16 protein-coding genes and 3 tRNA genes are annotated in these 19,895 nt (G+C 72.8%); 3 read left to right on the top strand and 16 right to left on the bottom strand.

Annotated elements, in window-relative coordinates; translation table 11 throughout:
* Positions 1-92: 92 nt before the first annotated feature.
* Positions 93-165 (bottom strand) — tRNA-Trp (locus ACGFSC_RS03120).
* A 284-nt stretch (positions 166-449) separates the two neighbouring features.
* Here ACGFSC_RS03120 and ACGFSC_RS03115 point away from each other — a divergent pair.
* Together ACGFSC_RS03115 and ACGFSC_RS03110 are read left to right on the top strand one after the other, a co-directional pair.
* Positions 450-1,697 carry a pyridoxal phosphate-dependent aminotransferase gene (locus ACGFSC_RS03115; RefSeq protein ID WP_359897548.1) on the top strand — a complete coding sequence of 416 codons (1,248 nt, stop codon included), beginning with the start codon at positions 450-452 and terminating at the stop codon, positions 1,695-1,697.
* A gap of 126 nt (positions 1,698-1,823) precedes the next feature.
* Positions 1,824-2,888: an adenosine deaminase gene (locus tag ACGFSC_RS03110; protein ID WP_359897549.1), complete on the top strand. Its 1,065-nt coding sequence runs from the start codon at positions 1,824-1,826 to the stop codon at positions 2,886-2,888.
* 12 nt (positions 2,889-2,900) lie between these two features.
* Here the strand turns inward: ACGFSC_RS03110 and ACGFSC_RS03105 are convergent, their stop codons facing one another.
* From ACGFSC_RS03105 to ACGFSC_RS03070, 8 genes are all read right to left on the bottom strand, one after another.
* Complete coding sequence (locus ACGFSC_RS03105) at positions 2,901-3,983, bottom strand: UDP-N-acetylmuramate dehydrogenase (protein WP_359897588.1); 1,083 nt, start codon at positions 3,981-3,983, stop codon at positions 2,901-2,903.
* 68 nt (positions 3,984-4,051) lie between these two features.
* Positions 4,052-5,500: an MFS transporter gene (locus ACGFSC_RS03100; protein ID WP_392862264.1), complete on the bottom strand. Its 1,449-nt coding sequence runs from the start codon at positions 5,498-5,500 to the stop codon at positions 4,052-4,054.
* An 88-nt stretch (positions 5,501-5,588) separates the two neighbouring features.
* The gene (locus tag ACGFSC_RS03095; RefSeq protein ID WP_359897551.1) at positions 5,589-6,170 is read right to left on the bottom strand and encodes a TetR/AcrR family transcriptional regulator; all 582 of its coding nucleotides are present in this window, start codon (positions 6,168-6,170) and stop codon (positions 5,589-5,591) included.
* A 108-nt stretch (positions 6,171-6,278) separates the two neighbouring features.
* On the bottom strand, positions 6,279-6,701 hold the full coding sequence (locus tag ACGFSC_RS03090; RefSeq protein ID WP_359897552.1) for a MaoC family dehydratase: 423 nt from the start codon (positions 6,699-6,701) through the stop codon (positions 6,279-6,281).
* 5 nt (positions 6,702-6,706) lie between these two features.
* On the bottom strand, positions 6,707-7,165 hold the full coding sequence (locus ACGFSC_RS03085) for a MaoC family dehydratase N-terminal domain-containing protein (RefSeq protein WP_359897553.1): 459 nt from the start codon (positions 7,163-7,165) through the stop codon (positions 6,707-6,709).
* A 117-nt stretch (positions 7,166-7,282) separates the two neighbouring features.
* Complete coding sequence (rpmG, locus tag ACGFSC_RS03080) at positions 7,283-7,447, bottom strand: 50S ribosomal protein L33 (protein ID WP_006604855.1); 165 nt, start codon at positions 7,445-7,447, stop codon at positions 7,283-7,285.
* 83 nt (positions 7,448-7,530) lie between these two features.
* Positions 7,531-7,603, bottom strand: a tRNA-Met gene (locus ACGFSC_RS03075).
* A 42-nt stretch (positions 7,604-7,645) separates the two neighbouring features.
* Positions 7,646-7,718 (bottom strand) — tRNA-Thr (locus ACGFSC_RS03070).
* A 278-nt stretch (positions 7,719-7,996) separates the two neighbouring features.
* Between ACGFSC_RS03070 and ACGFSC_RS03065 the strand changes: the two genes are divergently transcribed.
* Positions 7,997-9,265, top strand: a complete 1,269-nt coding sequence (locus ACGFSC_RS03065; RefSeq protein WP_359897554.1) for a hydrolase — start codon at positions 7,997-7,999, stop codon at positions 9,263-9,265.
* Between the two features lie 261 nt (positions 9,266-9,526).
* On the opposite strand, the gene ACGFSC_RS03060 is transcribed toward ACGFSC_RS03065, so the two are convergent.
* The 7 genes from ACGFSC_RS03060 to ACGFSC_RS03030 form a co-directional block, all read right to left on the bottom strand.
* Positions 9,527-10,201 carry a response regulator gene (locus ACGFSC_RS03060; RefSeq protein WP_359897555.1) on the bottom strand — a complete coding sequence of 225 codons (675 nt, stop codon included), beginning with the start codon at positions 10,199-10,201 and terminating at the stop codon, positions 9,527-9,529.
* Positions 10,194-12,812 (bottom strand): sensor histidine kinase KdpD, encoded by a 2,619-nt coding sequence (locus ACGFSC_RS03055; protein WP_359897556.1) that lies wholly within the window; start codon positions 12,810-12,812, stop codon positions 10,194-10,196. The genes ACGFSC_RS03060 and ACGFSC_RS03055 overlap by 8 nt, the downstream gene beginning before the upstream one ends.
* Positions 12,813-12,933: 121 nt before the next feature.
* On the bottom strand, positions 12,934-13,569 hold the full coding sequence (gene kdpC / locus ACGFSC_RS03050; protein WP_359897557.1) for a potassium-transporting ATPase subunit KdpC: 636 nt from the start codon (positions 13,567-13,569) through the stop codon (positions 12,934-12,936).
* A gap of 21 nt (positions 13,570-13,590) precedes the next feature.
* Positions 13,591-15,705: a potassium-transporting ATPase subunit KdpB gene (kdpB, locus tag ACGFSC_RS03045; protein ID WP_359897558.1), complete on the bottom strand. Its 2,115-nt coding sequence runs from the start codon at positions 15,703-15,705 to the stop codon at positions 13,591-13,593.
* The gene (kdpA, locus tag ACGFSC_RS03040) at positions 15,705-17,369 is read right to left on the bottom strand and encodes a potassium-transporting ATPase subunit KdpA (protein WP_359897559.1); all 1,665 of its coding nucleotides are present in this window, start codon (positions 17,367-17,369) and stop codon (positions 15,705-15,707) included. Before kdpA ends, kdpB begins: the two co-directional genes overlap by 1 nt.
* Before the next feature lies 1 nt (position 17,370).
* Complete coding sequence (gene kdpF, locus ACGFSC_RS03035; protein ID WP_097237446.1) at positions 17,371-17,460, bottom strand: K(+)-transporting ATPase subunit F; 90 nt, start codon at positions 17,458-17,460, stop codon at positions 17,371-17,373.
* A 421-nt stretch (positions 17,461-17,881) separates the two neighbouring features.
* Positions 17,882-19,714 carry an APC family permease gene (locus ACGFSC_RS03030; protein ID WP_359897560.1) on the bottom strand — a complete coding sequence of 611 codons (1,833 nt, stop codon included), beginning with the start codon at positions 19,712-19,714 and terminating at the stop codon, positions 17,882-17,884.
* Positions 19,715-19,895: the final 181 nt, after the last annotated feature.

The following is a 19,895-nucleotide window of genomic DNA, read 5'->3' as shown; positions in this document are numbered from 1 at the left end:
CGGCCAGTCGGCTAGCGGTGCTGATCGGTGCCATCTCCGCATCAAGCCCGCTCACTCCTGTGGAGCGAACGGGCTGAAAACGGATCTAGCAGCAGGGCAAGAGGGACTCGAACCCCCAACCGCCGGTTTTGGAGACCGGTGCTCTACCAATTGAGCTATTGCCCTACGGTGCCTCGCGGCTCCGGTGGCGACCAACCTACCGCATCTCCCCCCGCTGTCTGTACAGGCGGTGAAAGCTCCGGTTTTTCTCGGCGGGCCGTCGAGCAGCGAGTGTACGTGGTCGAGGGGTGTTTGGTCGAACCTCTTCTTCCGGACCGGCCGGTCACCCGGCGGATGTCCGGTCCGGCGGGGTGCCCGCCGACGGATCGCCGGGGCCGCGATTCGGACGGGAACGTACGGATGCCGATACCCCGATGCCCGGTAGGTCCGGGTTCTGCGACGATGCAGGCATGAGTGCTTCCACCCCTCAGCCCGACCAGTCCATCCGCCCCGCCGACCGCCGGGTCTCCGCCCGGATCGGTGCGATCGCCGAGTCCGCGACCCTCGCCGTGGACGCCAAGGCCAAGGCCCTCAAGGCTGCCGGCCGCCCGGTCATCGGCTTCGGCGCCGGTGAGCCCGACTTCCCCACCCCGGACTACATCGTCGAGGCGGCCGTCGAGGCCTGCCGCGACCCGAAGAACCACCGGTACACCCCGGCGGGTGGCCTGCCCGAGCTGAAGACCGCGATCGCCGCCAAGACGCTGCGCGACTCCGGCTACCAGGTGGACGCCTCCCAGGTGCTGGTCACCAACGGTGGCAAGCAGGCGATCTACGAGGCCTTCGCGGCGATCCTGGACCCGGGCGACGAGGTCATCATCCCGGCCCCGTACTGGACCACCTACCCGGAGTCGGTGCAGCTGGCCGGCGGTGTCCCGGTGGAGGTCGTCTCCGATGAGACCACCGGCTACAAGGTCTCGGTCGAGCAGCTGGAGGCCGCGCGCACCGAGAACACCAAGGTCGTGCTGTTCGTCTCGCCGTCCAACCCGACCGGCGCGGTGTACACCGAGGCCGAGGCCGAGGCGATCGGCCGCTGGGCGCTGGAGCACGGCCTGTGGGTGCTCACCGACGAGATCTACGAGCACCTGGTGTACGGCGACGCCACCTTCACCTCGCTGCCGGCCCTGCTGCCCGAGCTGGCCGACAAGTGCGTCGTGGTCAACGGTGTCGCCAAGACCTACGCGATGACCGGCTGGCGGGTGGGCTGGGTGATCGGCCCGAAGGACGTCATCAAGGCCGCGACCAACCTCCAGTCGCACGCCACCTCGAACGTCTCCAACGTCGCCCAGCGCGCCGCCCTGGCCGCCGTGGCCGGCGACCTGGACGCGGTCTCCGAGATGCGCGAGGCCTTCGACCGCCGCCGCAAGACCATCGTGCGGATGCTCAACGAGATCGACGGCGTGTTCTGCCCCGAGCCCGAGGGCGCCTTCTACGCCTACCCGTCGGTGAAGGGCCTGCTGGGCAAGGAGATCCGCGGCAAGCGCCCGCAGACCTCCGGCGAGCTGGCCACCCTGATCCTGGACGAGGCCGAGGTCGCGGTCGTCCCGGGCGAGGCCTTCGGCACCCCCGGCTACCTGCGGCTCTCCTACGCGCTCGGCGACGCCGACCTGGTCGAGGGCGTCAGCCGGGTGCAGAAGCTGCTCGGCGAGGCCCGCGACTGACGCGGTTCGAGCACTGACGTCAATCCGACATACGGGATTCACCCGGCACGCCGCCTCCTTTCACCCCTTCGGGGGATGGAAAGGAGGCGGTTCCCGTTCGGGGGCCGCATACGGCAGTATCGGTGAATGGAACGCCTGTTGAACCCGCGAGACGTCAGGGGCCTCCCGAAGGCCCACCTGCACCTGCACTTCACCGGCTCGATGCGGCCCGCCACCCTCCTGGAGCTGGCCGACAAGCACGGCGTCCGGCTGCCGGAGGCGCTCAGCTCCGGCGAGCCGCCCCGACTGCGGGCCACCGACGAGCGGGGCTGGTTCCGCTTCCAGCGGCTGTACGACACCGCCCGCTCGGTGCTGCGGGACGAGGAGGACATCCGCCGGCTGGTCCTGGAGACCGCCGAGGACGAGCGGCGGGACGGCTCCCGCTGGCTGGAGATCCAGGTCGACCCGACCTCGTACGCGCCCCGGCTGGGCGGGCTGATCCCCGCGCTGGAGCTGATCCTGGACGCCGTGGAGCACGCCGCCGCGGCGACCGGCGTGGGCATCCGGGTCCTGGTCGCGGCCAACCGGATGAAGTCCCCGATGGACGCCCGGACGCTGGCCCGGCTGGCCGTCCGCTACGCCGACCACGGGGTGGTCGGCTTCGGCCTCTCCAACGACGAGCGCCGGGGCCTGGCCCGGGACTTCGACCGGGCCTTCGCGATCGCCCGCAACGGCGGGCTGCTGGCGGCCCCGCACGGCGGCGAGCTCTCCGGCCCGGAGTCCGTCCGGGACTGCCTGGACGACCTGGGCGCCGGCCGGATCGGCCACGGCGTGCGCGCCGCCGAGGACCCGAGGCTGATGGAGCGGCTGGCGGACCGGCAGGTCACCTGCGAGGTCTGCCCGTCCTCCAACGTCTCGCTCGGCGTCTACGAGCACCCCGAGGAGGTCCCGCTGCGCCGGCTCTTCGACGCCGGGGTGCCGCTCGCGCTGGGCGCGGACGACCCGCTGCTGTTCGGCAGCCGGCTGGCCGCCCAGTACGAGCTGGTCCGGGACGTGCTGGGCTTCTCCGACGCCGAACTCGCCGAGCTGGCGCGGCAGTCGGTGCGCGGTTCGGTCGCGCCGGAGGCCGTCCGCAAGGAGCTGCTGGCGGACATCGACGCCTGGCTGGTGGGCGGCCGCGCCCCCGCGGAGCCGGCCGCCGTACCCGCCTGACGAGGCGCCGCCTCAGAGCTCGACGCCCACCATCACCGGCTCGTTGACCAGTTCCACCCCGAAGGCCTCGCGGACCCCGTCCCGGATCTCCCGGGCCAGCGCCAGCAGGTCCTCGGCGGTGGCCGAGCCGCGGTTGGTGAGCGCCAGGGTGTGCTTGGTGGAGAGCGTCGCCGGGCCGCTGCCGTAGCCCTTCCCGAAGCCGGACCGGTCGATCAGCCAGGCCGCCGAGGTCTTGGTGCGGCCCTCCGGGGCCGGGTAGGCGGGGGCGTCCTCGGCGCCCGGGCGGGTGCGGAAGGAGTCGTACTGCGCGGCCGTGAGCACCGGGTTGGTGAAGAAGGAGCCGGCCGACCAGGTGTCGTGGTCCGCCGGGTCCAGCACCATGCCCTTGCCGGCGCGCAGCAGCAGCACCGCGTTCCAGGCGGTGCCGACCGCCACCCGCTCGCCCTGCTCGACGCCCAGGTGCCGGGCGGTCTCGGCGTAGCGGACGGGGGTGGAGAGGCCGCCGTTGTCCTCCAGGCGGAACCTCACCCGCAGCACCACGTAGCGCTCCGGCTCGGCCTTGAAGCGGCTGTGCCGGTAGGAGAACGCGCACTCGGCGTTCGAGAGCACGACCACCTCGTCGGCGGCGCGGTCGTACGCGACCACCTCGGTGACCGACTGCGCGACCTCCTGGCCGTAGGCGCCCACGTTCTGCACCGGGGTGGCACCCGCCGAACCGGGGATGCCGGCCAGGAACTCGATGCCCGCCAGCTCGTGGTCCACGACGGTCCGGCGGACCACCTCGGACCAGGTCTCGCCGGCCGCGACCTCCAGCGCGGTGCCGTCCAGGGCGAAGCCCTCGGTGGCGATCCGCAGCACGGTGCCGGGGAAGCCGGCGTCGCCGATCACCAGGTTGGAGCCGCCGCCGAGGACCAGCAGCGGCTCGCCGGCCGCGTCGGCCTCGCGGACGGCGGCGATCACCTCGTCATCGGTGTGGGCGGTCACCAGGCGGCGGGCCGGGCCGCCGAGCCGGAGCGTGGTCAGCGGGGCGAGGGGGGCGTCGTTTTCTACCAGCACGCCCACCAGCGTACGGGTGGCGGGGGTGCCCCCCGGCACTCCCGCCACCCGTGCTCCCGCCGCCCGTACGCCGCTCGCCCGTACGCCGCTCGCCCGGGGCCGGCGCCTCAGACCCCCGCGGGCACGGCCGGCTCCCCGGCCCGCTCCTCCCGCGCACCCGCCGCCGCGGCCGCGCGCCGCCGGGGGATGAACACCGCGGCGAGCGCGCCGAGCCCGACGGCGGCCCCGCCGACGTACAGCGCGGGCACCAGCCCGTCCGTGAAGGCCTGCGTCGACTGGTAGCCGCCCCGCGCCGAGAACACCGCGGCGAGCACGGCGACCCCGAGCGCCCCGCCGACCTCGCGCAGCGCGTTGTTGGCGCCGGAGGCGATCCCCTGCTCCTGCGGCCGGACGCTGGCCATCACCAGCTGGGCGGTCGGGCCGAAGTACAGCGACATGCCGATCCCGCAGATCACGATGGCCGGGATCTGGGCGGGGTAGTCGAGGCCGGTGCTCCCGTCCGCGACCAGGCCGAACAGCACCAGGCCCACGGCCTGCAGGGCCAGCCCGGCGACCACGATCGGGCGGCCGCCGATCCGGTCGGAGACGATGCCCGCGACCGGGGAGACCAGCAGCGGCATCGCCGTCCACGGCAGCATCCGGATGCCCGACTCCTGCGGGCTGAAGCCGCCGACGCCCTGGAGGTACTGGCTGATCAGGAAGATCGAGCCGAACATCCCCAGGTACATCAGCAGGCTGGCCGCGTTGACGGCGGAGAAGGCCCGGCTGCGGAACAGCCGCATCGGCAGCATCGGATGGGCGGCCACCCGCTGCTCGTACCAGACGAAGGCGGTCAGCAGCAGGACGCCGGCGACCAGGGCGCCGAGGACCAGCGGGCTGGTCCAGCCGTCCGGGTTGCCTCGGATCAGGCCGAGGACGACCCCGAACATCCCCAGGCTGACCAGCAGGGTCCCGGGCACGTCCAGGGCCCGGCCCGCGCCCCGGCTCTCGCCGAGCCGCAGGTAGGCCAGCGGCAGCAGGACGAGGCCGACCGGGACGTTCACCCAGAAGATCCACTGCCAGGAGAAGTGCTCGGTCAGCGAGCCGCCGATCAGCGGCCCGGCGGCGACGGCGAGGCCGCTGACGCCCGACCAGATGCCGAAGGCCACCCCCCGCCTGGCCGCGGGCACGGCGGTGGTGAGCAGGGTCAGGGTGAGCGGCATCATCACCGCGGCCCCGACGCCCTGGACGGCCCGGGCGGCGATCAGGTCGCCGATGCCCGGGGACATCGCCGCCGCGGCGGAGCCTGCGGTGAAGACCGTCAGGCCGACCAGGAAGATCCGTCGGCGGCCGAAGCGGTCGCCGAGCGCGGCACCGAACATCAGCAGCACGGCGAAGCTCAGGGTGTAGGCGCTGACCGTCCATTCGAGGTCGGACAGCCCGCCGCCGAGCTCCTCGCGGATCGACGGCAGTGCGGTGGTGACCACCAGGTTGTCCAGTGCGGCCATGAAACTGGCCGCACTGACGATCACCAGCGTCCAGATCGCGGTTCTGCCCATGGTCGGTTTCTCCGTCATGACGTCCCCCAGTTTCCTCTAGGTAGTTATTGCTCAATAACTTTCGTGGGCCGAAAAAAGGCCGCACGGACACCGCCGCGCGGCCCGGCTACTCGGACTCCTCGGGCTCCTCGGGCTCCTCGCACCCGTCGAAGCCGCTCCACATCCGGTGGTCCGGCGGATAGCCCAGCGCCACCATGGTGTTGATCAGCATCCCGTACGCGAAGAACTGCGTGGCGCCCTTCATGTCGCCGCCGATCCGGATCCTGACCCGGTCGAACAGGTTCTCCCACAGCCGTCGGGCGGTCTCGCCGACCTCCTCCTCGCCGGCCGCCCGGGCCGCGAAGACCGAGACGTAGAGCTGCATCTGCATCATGAGCTGGTCACGGTCCTCGACCAGGCTCATGTACGCGGCGGACATCGCGTCGGCGGCCTCCTCGCCGGACAGCCCGGCCGAGGCCTCGTCGAACACCCGCCAGGTCTCCTCGACGCAGCGCTCGGCAGCCGCGGCGAAGATCGCCTGCTTGCCCGGGAACAGCCGGAACAGGTACGGCTGCGAGACGCCCACCCGGCGGGCGATCGCCTCGGTGGAGGTGCCGTGGTACCCACCCCGGGCGAACTCGATCAGGGCGGCCCGGACGACGCTCTCGCGCCGCTCCTCCGCGCTCATCCGGATGCTCGACTTCGCCATGACTTCCAAGTTAGTGGCCAATCACTATCAAGGCAAGGCCCGCGGGCGCGGCCGGAGATCCCGTGAGTACGGGGGCTCCGGCCGCGGCCGGCGTCGCGAGGGGGCGGCTCAGCCGAGCCGGACCACGGCCCGGGACATCCCGAGCACCTTCTGACCGCCCGCGGTGGCCAGCAGGTCGACCTGCACCCTGCGGTCGTCCAGCTTCTTGGCGACCTTGGCCGAGACCTCGACCACCGCGCCGACCCCGTCGTTCGGCACCGGCACCGGGCGGGTGAAGCGCACGCCGTACTCGACCACCGCGGCCGGGTCGCCGACCCAGTCGGTGACCACCCGGATCGCCTCGGCCATGGTGAACATGCCGTGCGCGATGACGTCCGGCAGGCCGACCTCCAGGGCGAACCTCTCGTTCCAGTGGATCGGGTTGAAATCGCCCGAGGCGCCCGCGTACCGCACCAGTGTGTCGCGGGTCACCGGAAAGGACTGCGCCGGCAGCTCGGTACCGACCTCGACCTCGTCGTAGCTGATCGCCATCGTGCTCACTCCCCCGCCTCGTCGGCGGCCCGGGCCACCAGGGTCATGACCGACGTCACAACGTGCTCGCCGGTCGCGTCCGTCACCTCGCCGCGCACGGTGAGCACGTCGTTGCCCGCCAGCGACTTGATGTTGTCGATGGTCACCGCGACCGACAGCCGGTCACCGGCCCGCACCGGGCGGGTGTAGGCGAACTTCTGGTCGCCGTGCACCACCCGGCTGAAGTCCAGGCCCAGCTCCGGGTCCTCGACCACCTGGCCGGCCGCGCGGTAGGTGATCACGAACGGGAAGGTCGGCGGGGCGATCACGTCGGGGTGGCCCAGCGCCTTGGCCGCCTCCGGGTCGGTGTACGCCGGGTTGGCGTCGCCGACCGCGGTCGCGAACTCGCGGATCTTCTCCCGGCCGACCTCGTACGGCTCGGTGGGCGGGTAACTACGCCCGATGAAGGAGGGGTCGAGCGCCATGGCAGCTCCTCGGAACGCGGGTGGATACGAAAAAACTCCGGGCCGCACCCCCTGTAGAGGGATGCGGCCCGGAGTAGAAGACCTGAATTCACACAGGCCCGTCGCCCTGCTTCAGGGTCAGCGGGTCTCGCGGTGCGCGGTGTGCGAGTTGCAGCGGGGGCAGTGCTTCTTCATCTCAAGACGGTCCGGGTCGTTACGCCGGTTCTTCTTGGTGATGTAGTTCCGCTCCTTGCACTCCACGCAGGCCAGCGTGATCTTCGGGCGGACGTCGGTGGCAGCCACGGGAGTGCCTTCCTTGGACAACGAATAAGAACACAACAAGAGTAGCCGACCGGGAGTGCGATCTCCCGACCGACTACGCGGGGTAGCGGTGACCGGACTTGAACCGGTGACACAGCGATTATGAGCCGCTTGCTCTACCAACTGAGCTACACCGCCACAGTGATCCACGGCACAGCCGAGGCTGACCGCTTTTCACCGAGCCCCCATGCGGAATCGAACCGCAGACCTTCTCCTTACCATGGAGACGCTCTACCGACTGAGCTATAGGGGCGAACGAGGAAGAGATTACACGTTTCGCGCCCGGAGGTGAAATCCGTATCCCGCGGCGAAGACCGCAGGTGGGTGAGGGGTACGGGCGGACGATCCAAGGCCGGGCGTTCGATCGGGCCGCGAGCGCCGCGGCCCGACCCGATACGACTATTGCCCGCCTCCCGGCGCCCCGCCCCCCGGGCCCATAGGCTCGACGCTCATTGATCGGGAGGACCGCCCGGCGGTACGGGCCGGCGGCCCGGGGCCGACCGCACGGGCCGACGCGAGAAGGAGCCGGCGATGGACAGCGCAGCCGCCGACGGGCCGCACTCCGGACCCGGCCCGGCGGCCAACCCGCTCGGGCACGGCCCGGTCCTGCTCCTCACCGGCGCCCGGCTGGCCGACGGGCGGGTGGTGGACGTCCGGATCAGCGGCGACCGGATCCAGGCGGTCGGCACCGTCGGCAGCCTCGGCCCACTGCCCGCCCTGCCCGGCGCGCCCACCGTCACCACCGGCGCCCGGATCGACCTGCGCGGCTACCTGCTGCTCCCGGCCCCCGCCGAGGCGCACGCCCACTACGACACCGCGTTCTCCGCCGCGCTGGCCGCCCCGCCGCCGGACACCCCGGCCGACCTCACCCGCCGGGTCACCGAGGCCGCGCTGACCTCGCTCGGCTACGGCGCCACCGCCCAGCGCACCCACGTCCGGATCGGCGACGTGCACGGACTGCGCCGGCTGGAGGCGGTGCTCACCGCCCGGCAGGCGCTGCGCGGGCTGGCCGAGCTCCAGGCGGTGGCGATGCCCCGGCTGCTCACCGGGCGGGCCGGCGCGGACGGCCGGGCGCAGCTGCGCGAGGCGCTCAAGCTGGGCGCCACCGCGGCCGGCGGCTGCCCGGACCTGGATCCGGACCCGGCCGGGTACGTGCAGCTGCTGCTGGAGGCCGCCCGGGAGGCGGACTGTCCGGTGGACCTGCACACCGGCGCCGCCGACGCCGCCCAACTCGCCCGGATGGCGGGCGCGTTGGCGCCGCTGCGGCCGCGGGTGACGCTCGGCCCGTGCGGGGCGCTGGCCCGGGGCGGGTCGACGGTGCTGGCGACCAGCGGGATCCGGGTCGTCTGCCTGCCGCAGAACGGCGGCTGCACCGGGCTGGAGGGCCGGACGACGGGCCTGCGGCCGGGCCTGGTAAGGGAGTTGGCCGCCGCCCGGGTGCCGCTGGCGGCGGGCAGCGGGGCGTTGCGCGACCCGTCCAACCCGGTCGGCCGGGCGGATCCGCTGGAGTCGGCGTACCTGCTGTCGGCCGGCGGGGAGCTGGACCCGGCGGCGGCGTACGACGCGGTGGCGAACCAGGCCCGGGCGGCGCTCGGGCTGGCCCCGGTCCGGGTGGACGCCGGGTTCCCGGCGGAGCTGCTGGCGGTGCGCGGGGACAGCCTGGCCGGGGCGCTCGCGGGCGGGCACAGCCGGCTGGTGGTGCACAGCGGCCGGGTGGTCAGCCGGACCAGCGCGGTCCGGGAGTTCGCGGACACGGTGGCGCTGGCGCTGCCCCGGCAGTCCGGGGCCGCGGACGGCTGATCCGGGGGACGGACCCGGCCCCGACGACAGATGGGGGCGCGCGACGGATGTCGCGCGCCCCTCCCCCACCTGCTGGCCGTCCTGGGACGGCTGCCGGAGCGGACCCGGGCCTCCCCCACACGGAGCCGGGCCGCTCGCTCGACACCGACACTACGCCCGCGGAACACCGCCCCCGGACGGTCTTGACGCCCTCCTGTCGTCCACCGGAGCGCTCTTGACGGCTCGTTGACGAGGGCGCGCCGGCGCTCGCCCGCCGGTCCGTCACGGCACGTACCGGTACCCGATCCCCGGCTCGGTGATCAGGTGCCGCGGCCGGGCCGGATCGCGCTCCAGCTTGCGGCGCAGCCCGGCGAAGTAGACCCGCAGGTAGTTGCCGCGCCCCTCCTGGGCCGGGCCCCACACCTCGCGCAGGATCTGCCGCCCGGGCACCAGCCGCCCGGGGTTGGCGAGCAGCAGGGCGAGGATGCGCCACTCGGTCGGGGTGAGCCGGACCGGACCGTTCGGGCCGTTCACCGCGGTGGCCGCGAGGTCCACGGTGTGGTCGCCGATCACCGGCCGGCCCGACGGCACGCCGCCCGGCGGCCGGCGCAGCACGGCGCGCAGCCGGGCCAGCAGTTCCTCCATCAGGAACGGCTTGGTGAGGTAGTCGTCGGCGCCCGCGTCCAGGGCGCCCACCTTGTCGGCGGCGTCCGTCCGGCCGGAGAGCACGATGATCGGCATCGCGCTGCGGGTGCGCAGGCCGCGCAGCACGTCCATCCCGTCGAGGTCGGGCAGGCCGAGGTCGAGCAGGACGGCGTCCGGGGCGCTGTGCGCGGCGCGGTCGAGCGCCTCGCCGCCGCTGGCGGCGGTGCGGACGGCGTACTGCCGGGCGCTGAGGTTGATCCGCAGGGTGCGCAGGAGGGCCGGCTCGTCGTCGACGACCAGGATCTCACTCATGTCGCGATTCCTCCCCGGGGTGTCCGGGCTCGGTGGCGGCGGGGTCTGAGCTGGCGGGGGCTGTGGCGGGGGCTGTGGCGGCGGGCCCGGTGGTGGCGGCGGGCAGGGTGAGCAGCATGGTGGTGCCTCCACCCGGGGTGTCCTCGACCTCCAGGCTGCCGCCCATCGCCTCGGCGAGGCCCCGGGAGAGGGCGAGGCCGAGGCCGACGCCGGTGGTGTTGTCGGTGTCGCCGAGGCGCTGGAAGGGCAGGAAGACCCGGTCGCGGTCCTCGGGGGCGATGCCGGGGCCGCGGTCGATCACCCGGATCTCGACCTGGTCGGCGTGGTGGCTGGCGGTGACCAGGACGGGCGCGCCGGGGGCGTTGTACCGCAGCGCGTTGGTGATCACGTTGGCGAGCACCCGCTCCAGCAGCGGCGGGTCGGCGAGCACCGGCGGCGTGGTCTCCAGGTCGAGCGGCTGGACCGGTGCGTACGGGTCGGGGAGGCTGTCCAGCGCCCGGGGCAGGATCTCGTCCAGGTGGGTCTCGGTGAGGTGCAGGGTGAGCGCGCCGGCCTGGAGGCGGCTCATGTCGAGCAGGTTGTCGACCAGCCGGGTGAGCTTGACCAGCGACTCGTCGGCGGTGGCGAGCAGCTCGGACTGGTCCTCGGGCGAGAACTCGACGTCGGGGCTGCGCAGCGAGCCGACCGAGGCGCGGGCGGCGGCCAGCGGGGTGCGCAGGTCGTGGCTGACGGCGGCGAGCAGGGCGGTGCGCATCCGGTCGGCGGCCTTGATCGGCTCGACCTCGGCGGCGACGACGGCCAGCCGGTCGCGCTCCAGCGCGGCGGCGACGTGGGCGGCGAAGGCGGTCAGCACCCGCTGGTCGGCGGCGGGCAGCCGGCGGCCGGTGAGCACCAGGACGGCGTCCGGGCCGACCGGGACCTCGGTGGTCTCGTGCGGCCCGTCGCCGTCGCCCCGGTGGTCCCCCGCGCAGTGCGCGAGCGCCTCGCCGTCGACCCGCGAGAGCAGGGCGACGGCCCGCATGCCGAAGGCCGTCCGGGACTTCTCCAGCAGGGCGGGCAGCGCGTCGGCGCCGCGCAGCACGCTGCCCGCCAGGGTGGAGAGGGTCTCGGCCTCGGCGGTGGCGCGGGCGGCCCGGCTGGTGAGCCGGCCGGCGTGGTCGACCACGGTGGAGACGGTGAGCGCGATGGCGGCGAAGACCACCAGGGCGACGATGTTGTTGGTCTCGCCGATGGTCAGGCTGTGGATCGGCGGGATGAAGTAGTAGTTCAGCAGCACCGAGGCGACGACCGAGGCCAGCAGGGCCGACACGGCTCCGCCGAGCAGGGCGACGATGACCACGCCGAGCTGGAAGATCAGCGCTTCGGTGGTCAGGTTGATGCTGTGGTGCGCCTGGGAGAGCAGGGCGGTGAGCAGCCAGGGCACCGCCAGGCCGGCCAGGTAGCCGGCGAAGGTGCGGCGCCGGGAGTGGCGGCGGCCGAGCGAGGGCAGCCGGCCGCGGCCGGTGAACTCGTGGGTGACCATGTGGACGTCGATGTCCTCGGAGGCGTCCACGGTGGTCTGCCCGGTACCGGGGCCGGTGAGGAAGCGGTTGATCCGGCCGCGGCGGCTGGTGCCGAGCACCAGCTGGGTGGCGTGGTGGGCGCGGGCGAAGGTGAGCAGCGCGGTGGGGACGTCGTCGCCGACCACCACGTGGTAGCTGCCGCCGAGGGCCTCCGCCAGCTGCCGCTGCTGGGCGAGCGCGCCGGAGGAGGCGCCGGCCAGGCCGTCGCTGCGGGAGACGTGGACGGCCAGCAGCTCGCCGCCGGCCGTGCGGTCGGCGATCCGGGCGGCGCGGCGGATCAGGGTCTCGCCCTCGGGGCCGCCGGTGAGGGCGACCACGACCCGCTCGCGGGTCTCCCAGACCCGGTCGATGTTGTGGCTGGCCCGGTAGTCGCGCAGGCCCTCGTCCACCCGCCCGGCCACCCAGAGCAGGGCGAGTTCGCGCAGGGCGGTGAGGTTGCCGACCCGGAAGTAGTTCGAGAGCGCGGCGTCCACCTTCTCCGCCCGGTAGACGTTGCCGTGGGCCATCCGGCGGCGCAGCGCCTGCGGGGCCATGTCGACGAGTTCGATCTGGTCGGCCCGGCGGACCACCTCGTCCGGGACGGTCTCGCGCTGCGGGATGCCGGTGATCTTCCGGACGACGTCGTTCAGCGACTCCAGGTGCTGGATGTTGACGGTGGTGATGACGTCGATCCCGGCGGCCAGGATCTCCTCGACGTCCTGCCACCGCTTGGCGTGCCGGCCGCCGGGGACGTTGGTGTGCGCCAGCTCGTCCACCAGCACGACGGACGGGCGGCGGGCGAGCACGCCGTCGAGGTCCATCTCGTCGAACTCGGCGTCCCGGTAGGCGCGCCGGACCCGTGGCAGGACCTCCAGGCCGGCCAGCATGGCCTCGGTGTGGCGTCTGCCGTGGCACTCGATGTACCCGACCGCGACGTCGGCCCCGCGCTGCTGTCTGCGCCGGGCCTCGTCCAGCATCCGATAGGTCTTGCCGACCCCCGGCGCGGAGCCGAGGTACACCCTCAGGCGGCCGCCGCGGTTGCCGGTGCCGGGGGTGAGGTCGCGGGCCATGGGCACTGCTCTTTCCATCGAAAAGTGGTGCACGTCTGCGGACGCGGGTCGGCCGGCCCGGGCCCGGGAGGTCTCCTCCCGCGCCCGGGCCGGCCCGGTCACCCGTCTGTGCGAGGTGATGTCACTTCTGCTCGCTGAGCGCCTTGTTGAGCAGCACGACGTTGACGCCCTCGTTGCCGAGGAAGCCGAGCGAGCGGCTCTCGGTGTACTTGTCGACCAGCTTGGTCACCGCCTCCACCGGCAGGCCGCGGTTCCCGGCCACCCGGTCGACCTGCTCCTTGGCGTACGCGACGGAGATGTGCGGGTCGAGGCCGGAGCCGGAGGCGGTCAGCGCGTCGGCCGGGACGCTCGCCGGGTCGACGCCGTCGAACGCGGCGACGGCGGCGCGGCGGTCCTCGACGGCCTTCAGCAGGTCCTCGCTGTTCGGGCCGAGGTTGCTGGCGCTGGAGGAGGAGGCGTCGTAGCCGGTCCCGGCCGCGGAGGGGCGGGGCTGGAACCACTTCGGGTCCGGCCGGGCCTCCTCCTTCGGGTCGTCCGGGTTCTTCTTCGGGAGGTTGAAGTTCTGGCCGATCAGGCTGGAACCGGCCTCCTTGCCGTCGGACGTCACGGGCGAGCCGTTCGCCTTGTCGGTGAAGGCGGCCTGGGAGATGCCGGTGATCAGCAGGGGGTAGGCGATCCCGAGGATCACGGTGAGCACCAGGAGTGCCCGCAGGGCGGTGAAGTGGGTGCGGAGGGTGGTCGGCAGGGGCTTGGACATGGTTTTCTCTCCTTCCCTGCGTCAGCTGAGGCCGGGGATGAACTGGACGATCAGGTCGATCAGCTTGATGCCGACGAACGGCACCACCAGGCCGCCGAAGCCGTAGACCCCGATGTTGCGGCGCAGCAGCGAGCTGGCGTCGGACGGGCGGTAGCGCACGCCGCGCAGGGCGAGCGGGATCAGGCCGATGATGACCAGGGCGTTGAAGATGATCGCCGAGGTGATCGCGGACTGCGGGCTGTGCAGGCCCATGATGTTGAGGTGGCTCAGGCCCGGGTAGACCCCGGCGAACATCGCGGGGATGATCGCGAAGTACTTGGCCACGTCGTTGGCGATCGAGAAGGTGGTCAGCGCGCCGCGGGTGATCAGCAGCTGCTTGCCGATCTCCACGATCTCGATCAGCTTGGTCGGGTTGGAGTCCAGGTCGACCATGTTGCCGGCCTCCTTGGCCGCCATGGTCCCGGTGTTCATCGCGACGCCGACGTCGGCCTGGGCGAGCGCGGGGGCGTCGTTGGTGCCGTCGCCGGTCATCGCGACCAGCTTGCCGCCCTCCTGCTCCTTCTTGATCAGGGCCATCTTGTCCTCGGGCGTGGCCTCGGCGAGGAAGTCGTCCACGCCGGCCTCCTCCGCGATCGCCTTGGCGGTCAGCGGATTGTCGCCCGTGATCATGATGGTCTTGATGCCCATCCGGCGGAGCTCGTCGAAGCGCTCCCGCATGCCCTCCTTGACCACGTCCTTGAGGTGGATGACCCCGAGGACGCGGGCCGGCCCGCTGCCGACCTTGGTGGCCACGACCAGCGGGGTGCCACCGGCCGCGGAGATGCCGTCGACCAGGGCGGCGACCTCGTCGCCGACCGAACCGCCGTTCTCGGTCACCCAGTTGGAGACCGAGCCGGCCGCGCCCTTGCGGACCTGGTGGACGCCCCCGGCCTCGTCCAGGTCCACGCCCGACATCCGGGTCTGGGCGGTGAACGGCACCCAGGTGGCGTGGGTCAGCTCGCCCTGGGCGCGGGCCCGCAGACCGTACTCGGTCTTCGCGAGGACCACGATCGAGCGGCCCTCCGGGGTCTCGTCCGCGAGCGAGGAGAGCTGCGCGGCACTGGCCAGTTCGTCGGTGGAGACGCCCGGGGCGGCCAGGAACTCGGCGGCCTGGCGGTTGCCCAGGGTGATGGTGCCGGTCTTGTCGAGCAGCAGGGTGTTGACGTCGCCGGCGGCCTCGACGGCGCGGCCGGACATCGCCAGCACGTTGCGCTGCACCAGCCGGTCCATGCCGGCGATGCCGATCGCGGAGAGCAGCGCGCCGATGGTGGTCGGGATGAGCGCCACGATCAGGGCGACCAGGACGATCATCGACTGCGGGGCGCCCGCGTAGGTGGCCATCGGCTGGAGGGTCACGACCGCGACCAGGAAGACGATGGTCAGCGAGGCCAGCAGGATGTTGAGCGCGATCTCGTTCGGCGTCTTCTGCCGGGCGGCACCCTCGACCAGGGCGATCATCCGGTCGATGAACGACTTGCCGGGCTCCGAGGCGATCTTCACCACGATCCGGTCGGACAGCACCTTGGTGCCGCCGGTGACGGCACTGCGGTCGCCGCCGGACTCGCGGATGACGGGCGCGGACTCGCCGGTGATCGCCGACTCGTCGACGCTGGCGACGCCCTCGACCACGTCACCGTCGCCGGGGATGATCTGGCCGGCCTCGACCACCACGTGGTCGCCGAGCCTCAGCGCGGTGCCGGGCACCTCCTCCTCGGCCCGGGTGGCGGGCCAGTCGGTGAGCCGGCGGGCGACGCTCTCGGTCTTGGTCTTGCGCAGGGTGTCGGCCTGGGCCTTGCCGCGGCCCTCGGCCACGGCCTCGGCCAGGTTCGCGAACACCGTGGTGAGCCAGAGCCAGACGGTGATGGCCCAGGCGAACACGGACGGGTCGGCTATCGCGGAGACCGTGGTGACCACCGAGCCGACCTCGACGACGAACATCACCGGGTTCTTGATCATCACCCGGGGGTCGAGCTTCTTCACCGCGTCCGGCAGGGACGCGAGGATCAGCTTCGGGTCGAGCAGGCCGCTCGCCGCTCTGTGCGGCGCGGCGGGCTCCGACTTGTCGGCCGGTGCGGGGTTGAGCGTAGGGGTGGACATCAGGAGGACAGACCTTCCGCGATCGGCCCGAGAGCCAGGGCCGGGAAGTAGGTGAGGCCGACGACGATCAGGATCACGCCCGACAGCAGGCCCACGAACAGCGGCTTGTGGGTGGGCAGGGTGCCCGGGGTGGCCGGGACCGGCTGCTGCTGGGCGAGCGAGCCGGCCAGCGCCAGGACGAAGACGATCGGCAGCAGACGACCGAAGATCATCGCCAGACCGAGCGCGGTGTCGTACCAGTCGGTGTTGACGGTGATGCCGCCGAAGGCCGAACCGTTGTTGTTGGCGGCCGAGGTGAAGGCGTACAGCACCTCGGAGAAGCCGTGGGCGCCCGAGTTGAGCATCCCGGCGCGCTCGCCCGGCAGGGCCATCGCCACGCCCGTGCCGACCAGCACGATCGTCGGCGTGGTGAGGATGTACAGCGAGGCGAACTTCATCTCCCGGCCGCCGAGCTTCTTGCCCAGGTACTCGGGGGTGCGGCCGACCATCAGGCCGGCGACGAACACCGCGACGACCGCGAGCACCAGCATCCCGTACAGGCCGGAGCCCACACCGCCGGGCGCGATCTCGCCCAGCATCATGTTGAAGACCGTCAGCCCGCCGCCGAACGGCGTGTACGAGTCGTGGAAGGAGTTCACCGCACCGGTCGAGGTCAGCGTGGTCGAGGCGGCGAACAGCGAGCTGGCGGCGATGCCGAAGCGCTGCTCCTTGCCTTCCATCGCGGCGCCCGCGGCCTGCAGGGCGCTGCCCTGGTGCTGCGACTCGGCGAAGGTCAGCAGGGCCACCGAGGCGACCCAGAACAGGCCCATCACGGCGACGATCGCGTAGCCCTGGCGGTTGTCCCCCACCATCCGGCCGAAGGTCCGCGGCAGCGCGAACGGGATCAGCAGGATCAGGAAGATCTCGACCAGGTTGGTGAAGCCGGTCGGGTTCTCGAACGGGTGCGCCGAGTTGGCGTTGAAGAAGCCGCCGCCGTTGGTGCCGAGCAGCTTGATGACCTCCTGGGAGGCCACCGGGCCGCCCGGGATCTTCTGGACGTCACCCGCGAGGTTGGTGACCTCGTGGAAGCCGTGGAAGTTCTGGATCACGCCGTTGGCGGCCAGCACCAGGGCGAAGACGATCGAGATCGGCAGCAGCAGGCGCAGGCTGATCCGGGTGAGGTCCACCCAGAAGTTGCCGACCCGGTCCGTCCTGTTGCGGGTGAAGCCCCGGATCAGCGCGGCGACGACGGCGATGCCGACGGCCGCGGAGACGAAGTTCTGCACCGCCAGGCCCGCCATCTGCGCCAGGTGGCCCATCGCGGACTCGCCGCCGTAGGACTGCCAGTTGGTGTTGGCGACGAACGAGATCGCGGTGTTCCAGGCCTGGTGGCCCTCCATCTGCGGAACACCCAGGTTCAGCAGCAGGTAGCCCTGGAGGCGGATCAGGCCGTAGAGGAAGAGGACGGAGACGGCGGAGAAGGCCAGCACCGAGCGGAGGTAGGCCGGCCAGCGCTGATCGGCGTCGCCGTCGACGCCGATCACCTTGTAGATGCCGCGCTCGACTCCGAGGTGCTTGGCGGAGGTGAGGAGCTTGGCGATGTAGTCGCCGAGGGGGCGGTAGCACAGGGCCAGCGCGCCGACGAGGGCGATGACCTGGAGCCAGCCCGCGAGAGTGGAGCTCATGTCAGAACTTCTCCGGGTAGATCAGCGCGACGACGAGGTAGCCGACGAGGGCGACGGCCACGATCAGACCAGCGATGTTCTCGGCGCTCACAGCTTCTCCACCCCCCGCGCGATCAGGGCGATGACGGCGAACACGGCGACCGTGACACCGACGTAGATGAGATCGGACATGGGCTCCACCAGAGTGGTTCGGGAGATGCCGCGACCTGGGCCGGAAGGGCTCGCGCGGCGCCGGCGGACGACCGGCAGATGCAGCAAACCAGCCGTCAGGGGCGCGTTATGGGGCCCTGACGCCCTCCATACGGGTGACGGCGCGACGTTGACGCGGCCTTGACGGGCGCTTCACCGGACCGAGACCGTCGTGATCGGGCCGAGATCCGGCGGGGGCGGGCGGGGGTGCGGCGGCGGTGGGCGGCGGTGCTCGTCGGGCGTCGCCGTGCGGGGACCGTGCCGGGAACGGAACGGCCCCGGACGGCGGTCTGCCGTCCGGGGCCGTCCTCCCCCGCTCCTGGTCACATCCGCATGCGCAGCCGGCAGACCACCGCGTCGGTGTGCCGCCGCAGGGCACGGTCGATCACGGCGCCGCGCCGGTTCTGCAGCGCCCGCTGCCACCAGCGGGCCGGCTCCACCTCGGGGATCAGCACGGTCAGCCGGTCGTAGGCGTGCTCCGCCCCCAGCTCGTTGACGAAGTCGGCGATCGGCCGGCCCAGCCGGCGGTGGACGTCCGGGATCTCCACCAGCGGCACCCCCGGACGCCACAGCTCCCAGTCCCGGCGCAGCGCCTCCGCGGCGGCCGGCTCGTGCACCACCGTCACCGCCATCACCTCGTCGCCGAGCGAGAGCGCCGCCGACAGGCCGTCCCGGGTCAGCCGGGTGATCGCGGTCACCGGGACGACGACCAGGCTGCGCTGCCTGGTCACCGGGCCGGGCACCCGGCCCAGCTCCAGCCGCTCGCCGATCCGCTCGTAGCTGCGGTGGACCGCCTCGAACAGCACCACCAGCAGCGGCAGCGCCACCACGATGCCCCAGGCGCCCTCGGTGAACTTGGTGCCGGTGACGACCAGCGCCGCGACGCCCGTGAGCAGCGCGCCGAACCCGTTCAGCGCGGCCTTCCACCGCCAGCCGGACGGCCGGTGCAGCAGCCAGTGCCGGACCATGCCGACCTGGCAGACGGTGAAGCCGACGAACACGCCGATGGAGAACAGCGGCACCAGGCTGTTGACGTCCCCGCCGGAGCCGACCAGCAGCGCCGCCGACACCGCGGCCAGGAACAGCACGCCGTACCGGTACACCTGGCGGTCGGCACGCAGCGCGAACACGTGCGGGAGGTGGTTGTCCCGGGCGAGCAGGTCGAGCAGTACCGGCAGTCCGCCGAAGGAGGTGTTGGCGGCGAGCCCGAGCAGCACCACGGTGGCGAACTGGACGACGTAGAAGCCGAAACCGTGGCCGAGCGAGGCGTCGGCGAGCTGGGCGAGCACCGTGACGCCCTCGACCGGCTGGAGGTGGAAGCGGCCGATCAGCACGGCCAGCCCGATCAGCATCACGCCGAGCAGGGCGCCGAGCGCGACCTCGGTGTGCTGGGCGCGCCTGACCCGCGGGGTGCGGAAGGAGGGGACGGCGTTGGCCACCGCCTCCACGCCGGTCAGCGCGGAGCAGCCGGCCGCGAAGGCCTTGAGCAGCAGCAGCGCGCCGACGGCGGTGGCGTTCTCGGCGAGCGCCGAGGCGTGGCCGGCGGCGGCCGCGGTGCTGGCCGGGCCGTCCCGGAACAGCCCGACCACGACGATCGCCAGGTTGGAGAGCACGAAGACGGCGGTCGGCGCCATGAACCAGCGCGCCGACTCGGCGATCCCGCGCAGGTTCACCGCGGTGACCAGCGCGAGCACACCCAGGCAGAGCCAGACCCGGTCGTCGTACAGGCCCGGGACGGCCGAGGTGAGCGCGGCGACGCCGGCGGTGACCGAGACCGCGACGTTCAGGACGTAGTCGACGACCAGCGAGGCGGCCGCGGTCAGCGCGGTCCGGCGGCCCAGGTGCGCCTTGGCCACCGCGTAGGAGCCGCCGCCGTCCGGGAAAGCCGCGATCACCTGCCGGTAGGAGGCGACCAGCACCGCCAGCAGCAGGGCGATCGCCGCGGTGACCGGCAGCGTGAAGCCCAGCCCGTACGCCCCGGCGGCGGCGAGCACCAGCACGACCGACTCCGGCCCGTACGCGACCGAGGCCATGGCGTCCAGCGAGAGCGCGGCCAGCCCGCCGAGCGCGCTGAGCCGGTGCCGCTCGTCGCCCGTACCGGTGTCCGGCGGCTCGGGTTCGGCCGTGACGGCCGGGGTGGTGGTGGCGCTGGACATCGGACGGACCTCCGCAGTCGGTAGTTGGTCCGATCCTGCGGTCCGCGCACCCGCCGCCCCGGCGGGCCCTACGCGTTCCTGACGCCGCCACGAGCGGCCTTGACGCGCCCTTGACGCGGCGGCCGCGCCGCGCCGGCCCCGTCCGGTGGCTGTTGGCGGGGGTGGGGCGAGCCGTTGTCCC

The sequence above is a fragment of the Kitasatospora sp. NPDC048715 genome (assembly GCF_043198905.1).
Classification (GTDB): Bacteria; Actinomycetota; Actinomycetes; order Streptomycetales; family Streptomycetaceae; genus Kitasatospora; species Kitasatospora lactacystinica.
This window is presented reverse-complemented; position numbering and strand designations above follow the sequence as displayed.

Excerpts from the sequence above, each read along its gene's own strand:
- ACGFSC_RS03115 (WP_359897548.1), top strand. The coding sequence starts at position 450 with ATGAGTGCTTCCACCCCTCAGCCCGACCAGTCCATCCGCCCCGCCGAC.
- ACGFSC_RS03110 (WP_359897549.1), top strand. The coding sequence starts at position 1,824 with ATGGAACGCCTGTTGAACCCGCGAGACGTCAGGGGCCTCCCGAAGGCC.
- ACGFSC_RS03100 (WP_392862264.1), bottom strand. The coding sequence starts at position 5,500 with ATGACGGAGAAACCGACCATGGGCAGAACCGCGATCTGGACGCTGGTG.
- ACGFSC_RS03095 (WP_359897551.1), bottom strand. The coding sequence starts at position 6,170 with ATGGCGAAGTCGAGCATCCGGATGAGCGCGGAGGAGCGGCGCGAGAGC.
- ACGFSC_RS03090 (WP_359897552.1), bottom strand. The coding sequence starts at position 6,701 with ATGGCGATCAGCTACGACGAGGTCGAGGTCGGTACCGAGCTGCCGGCG.
- ACGFSC_RS03085 (WP_359897553.1), bottom strand. The coding sequence starts at position 7,165 with ATGGCGCTCGACCCCTCCTTCATCGGGCGTAGTTACCCGCCCACCGAG.
- ACGFSC_RS03065 (WP_359897554.1), top strand. The coding sequence starts at position 7,997 with ATGGACAGCGCAGCCGCCGACGGGCCGCACTCCGGACCCGGCCCGGCG.
- ACGFSC_RS03060 (WP_359897555.1), bottom strand. The coding sequence starts at position 10,201 with ATGAGTGAGATCCTGGTCGTCGACGACGAGCCGGCCCTCCTGCGCACC.
- ACGFSC_RS03055 (WP_359897556.1), bottom strand. The coding sequence starts at position 12,812 with ATGGCCCGCGACCTCACCCCCGGCACCGGCAACCGCGGCGGCCGCCTG.
- kdpC (WP_359897557.1), bottom strand. The coding sequence starts at position 13,569 with ATGTCCAAGCCCCTGCCGACCACCCTCCGCACCCACTTCACCGCCCTG.
- kdpB (WP_359897558.1), bottom strand. The coding sequence starts at position 15,705 with ATGTCCACCCCTACGCTCAACCCCGCACCGGCCGACAAGTCGGAGCCC.
- kdpA (WP_359897559.1), bottom strand. The coding sequence starts at position 17,369 with ATGAGCTCCACTCTCGCGGGCTGGCTCCAGGTCATCGCCCTCGTCGGC.
- ACGFSC_RS03030 (WP_359897560.1), bottom strand. The coding sequence starts at position 19,714 with ATGTCCAGCGCCACCACCACCCCGGCCGTCACGGCCGAACCCGAGCCG.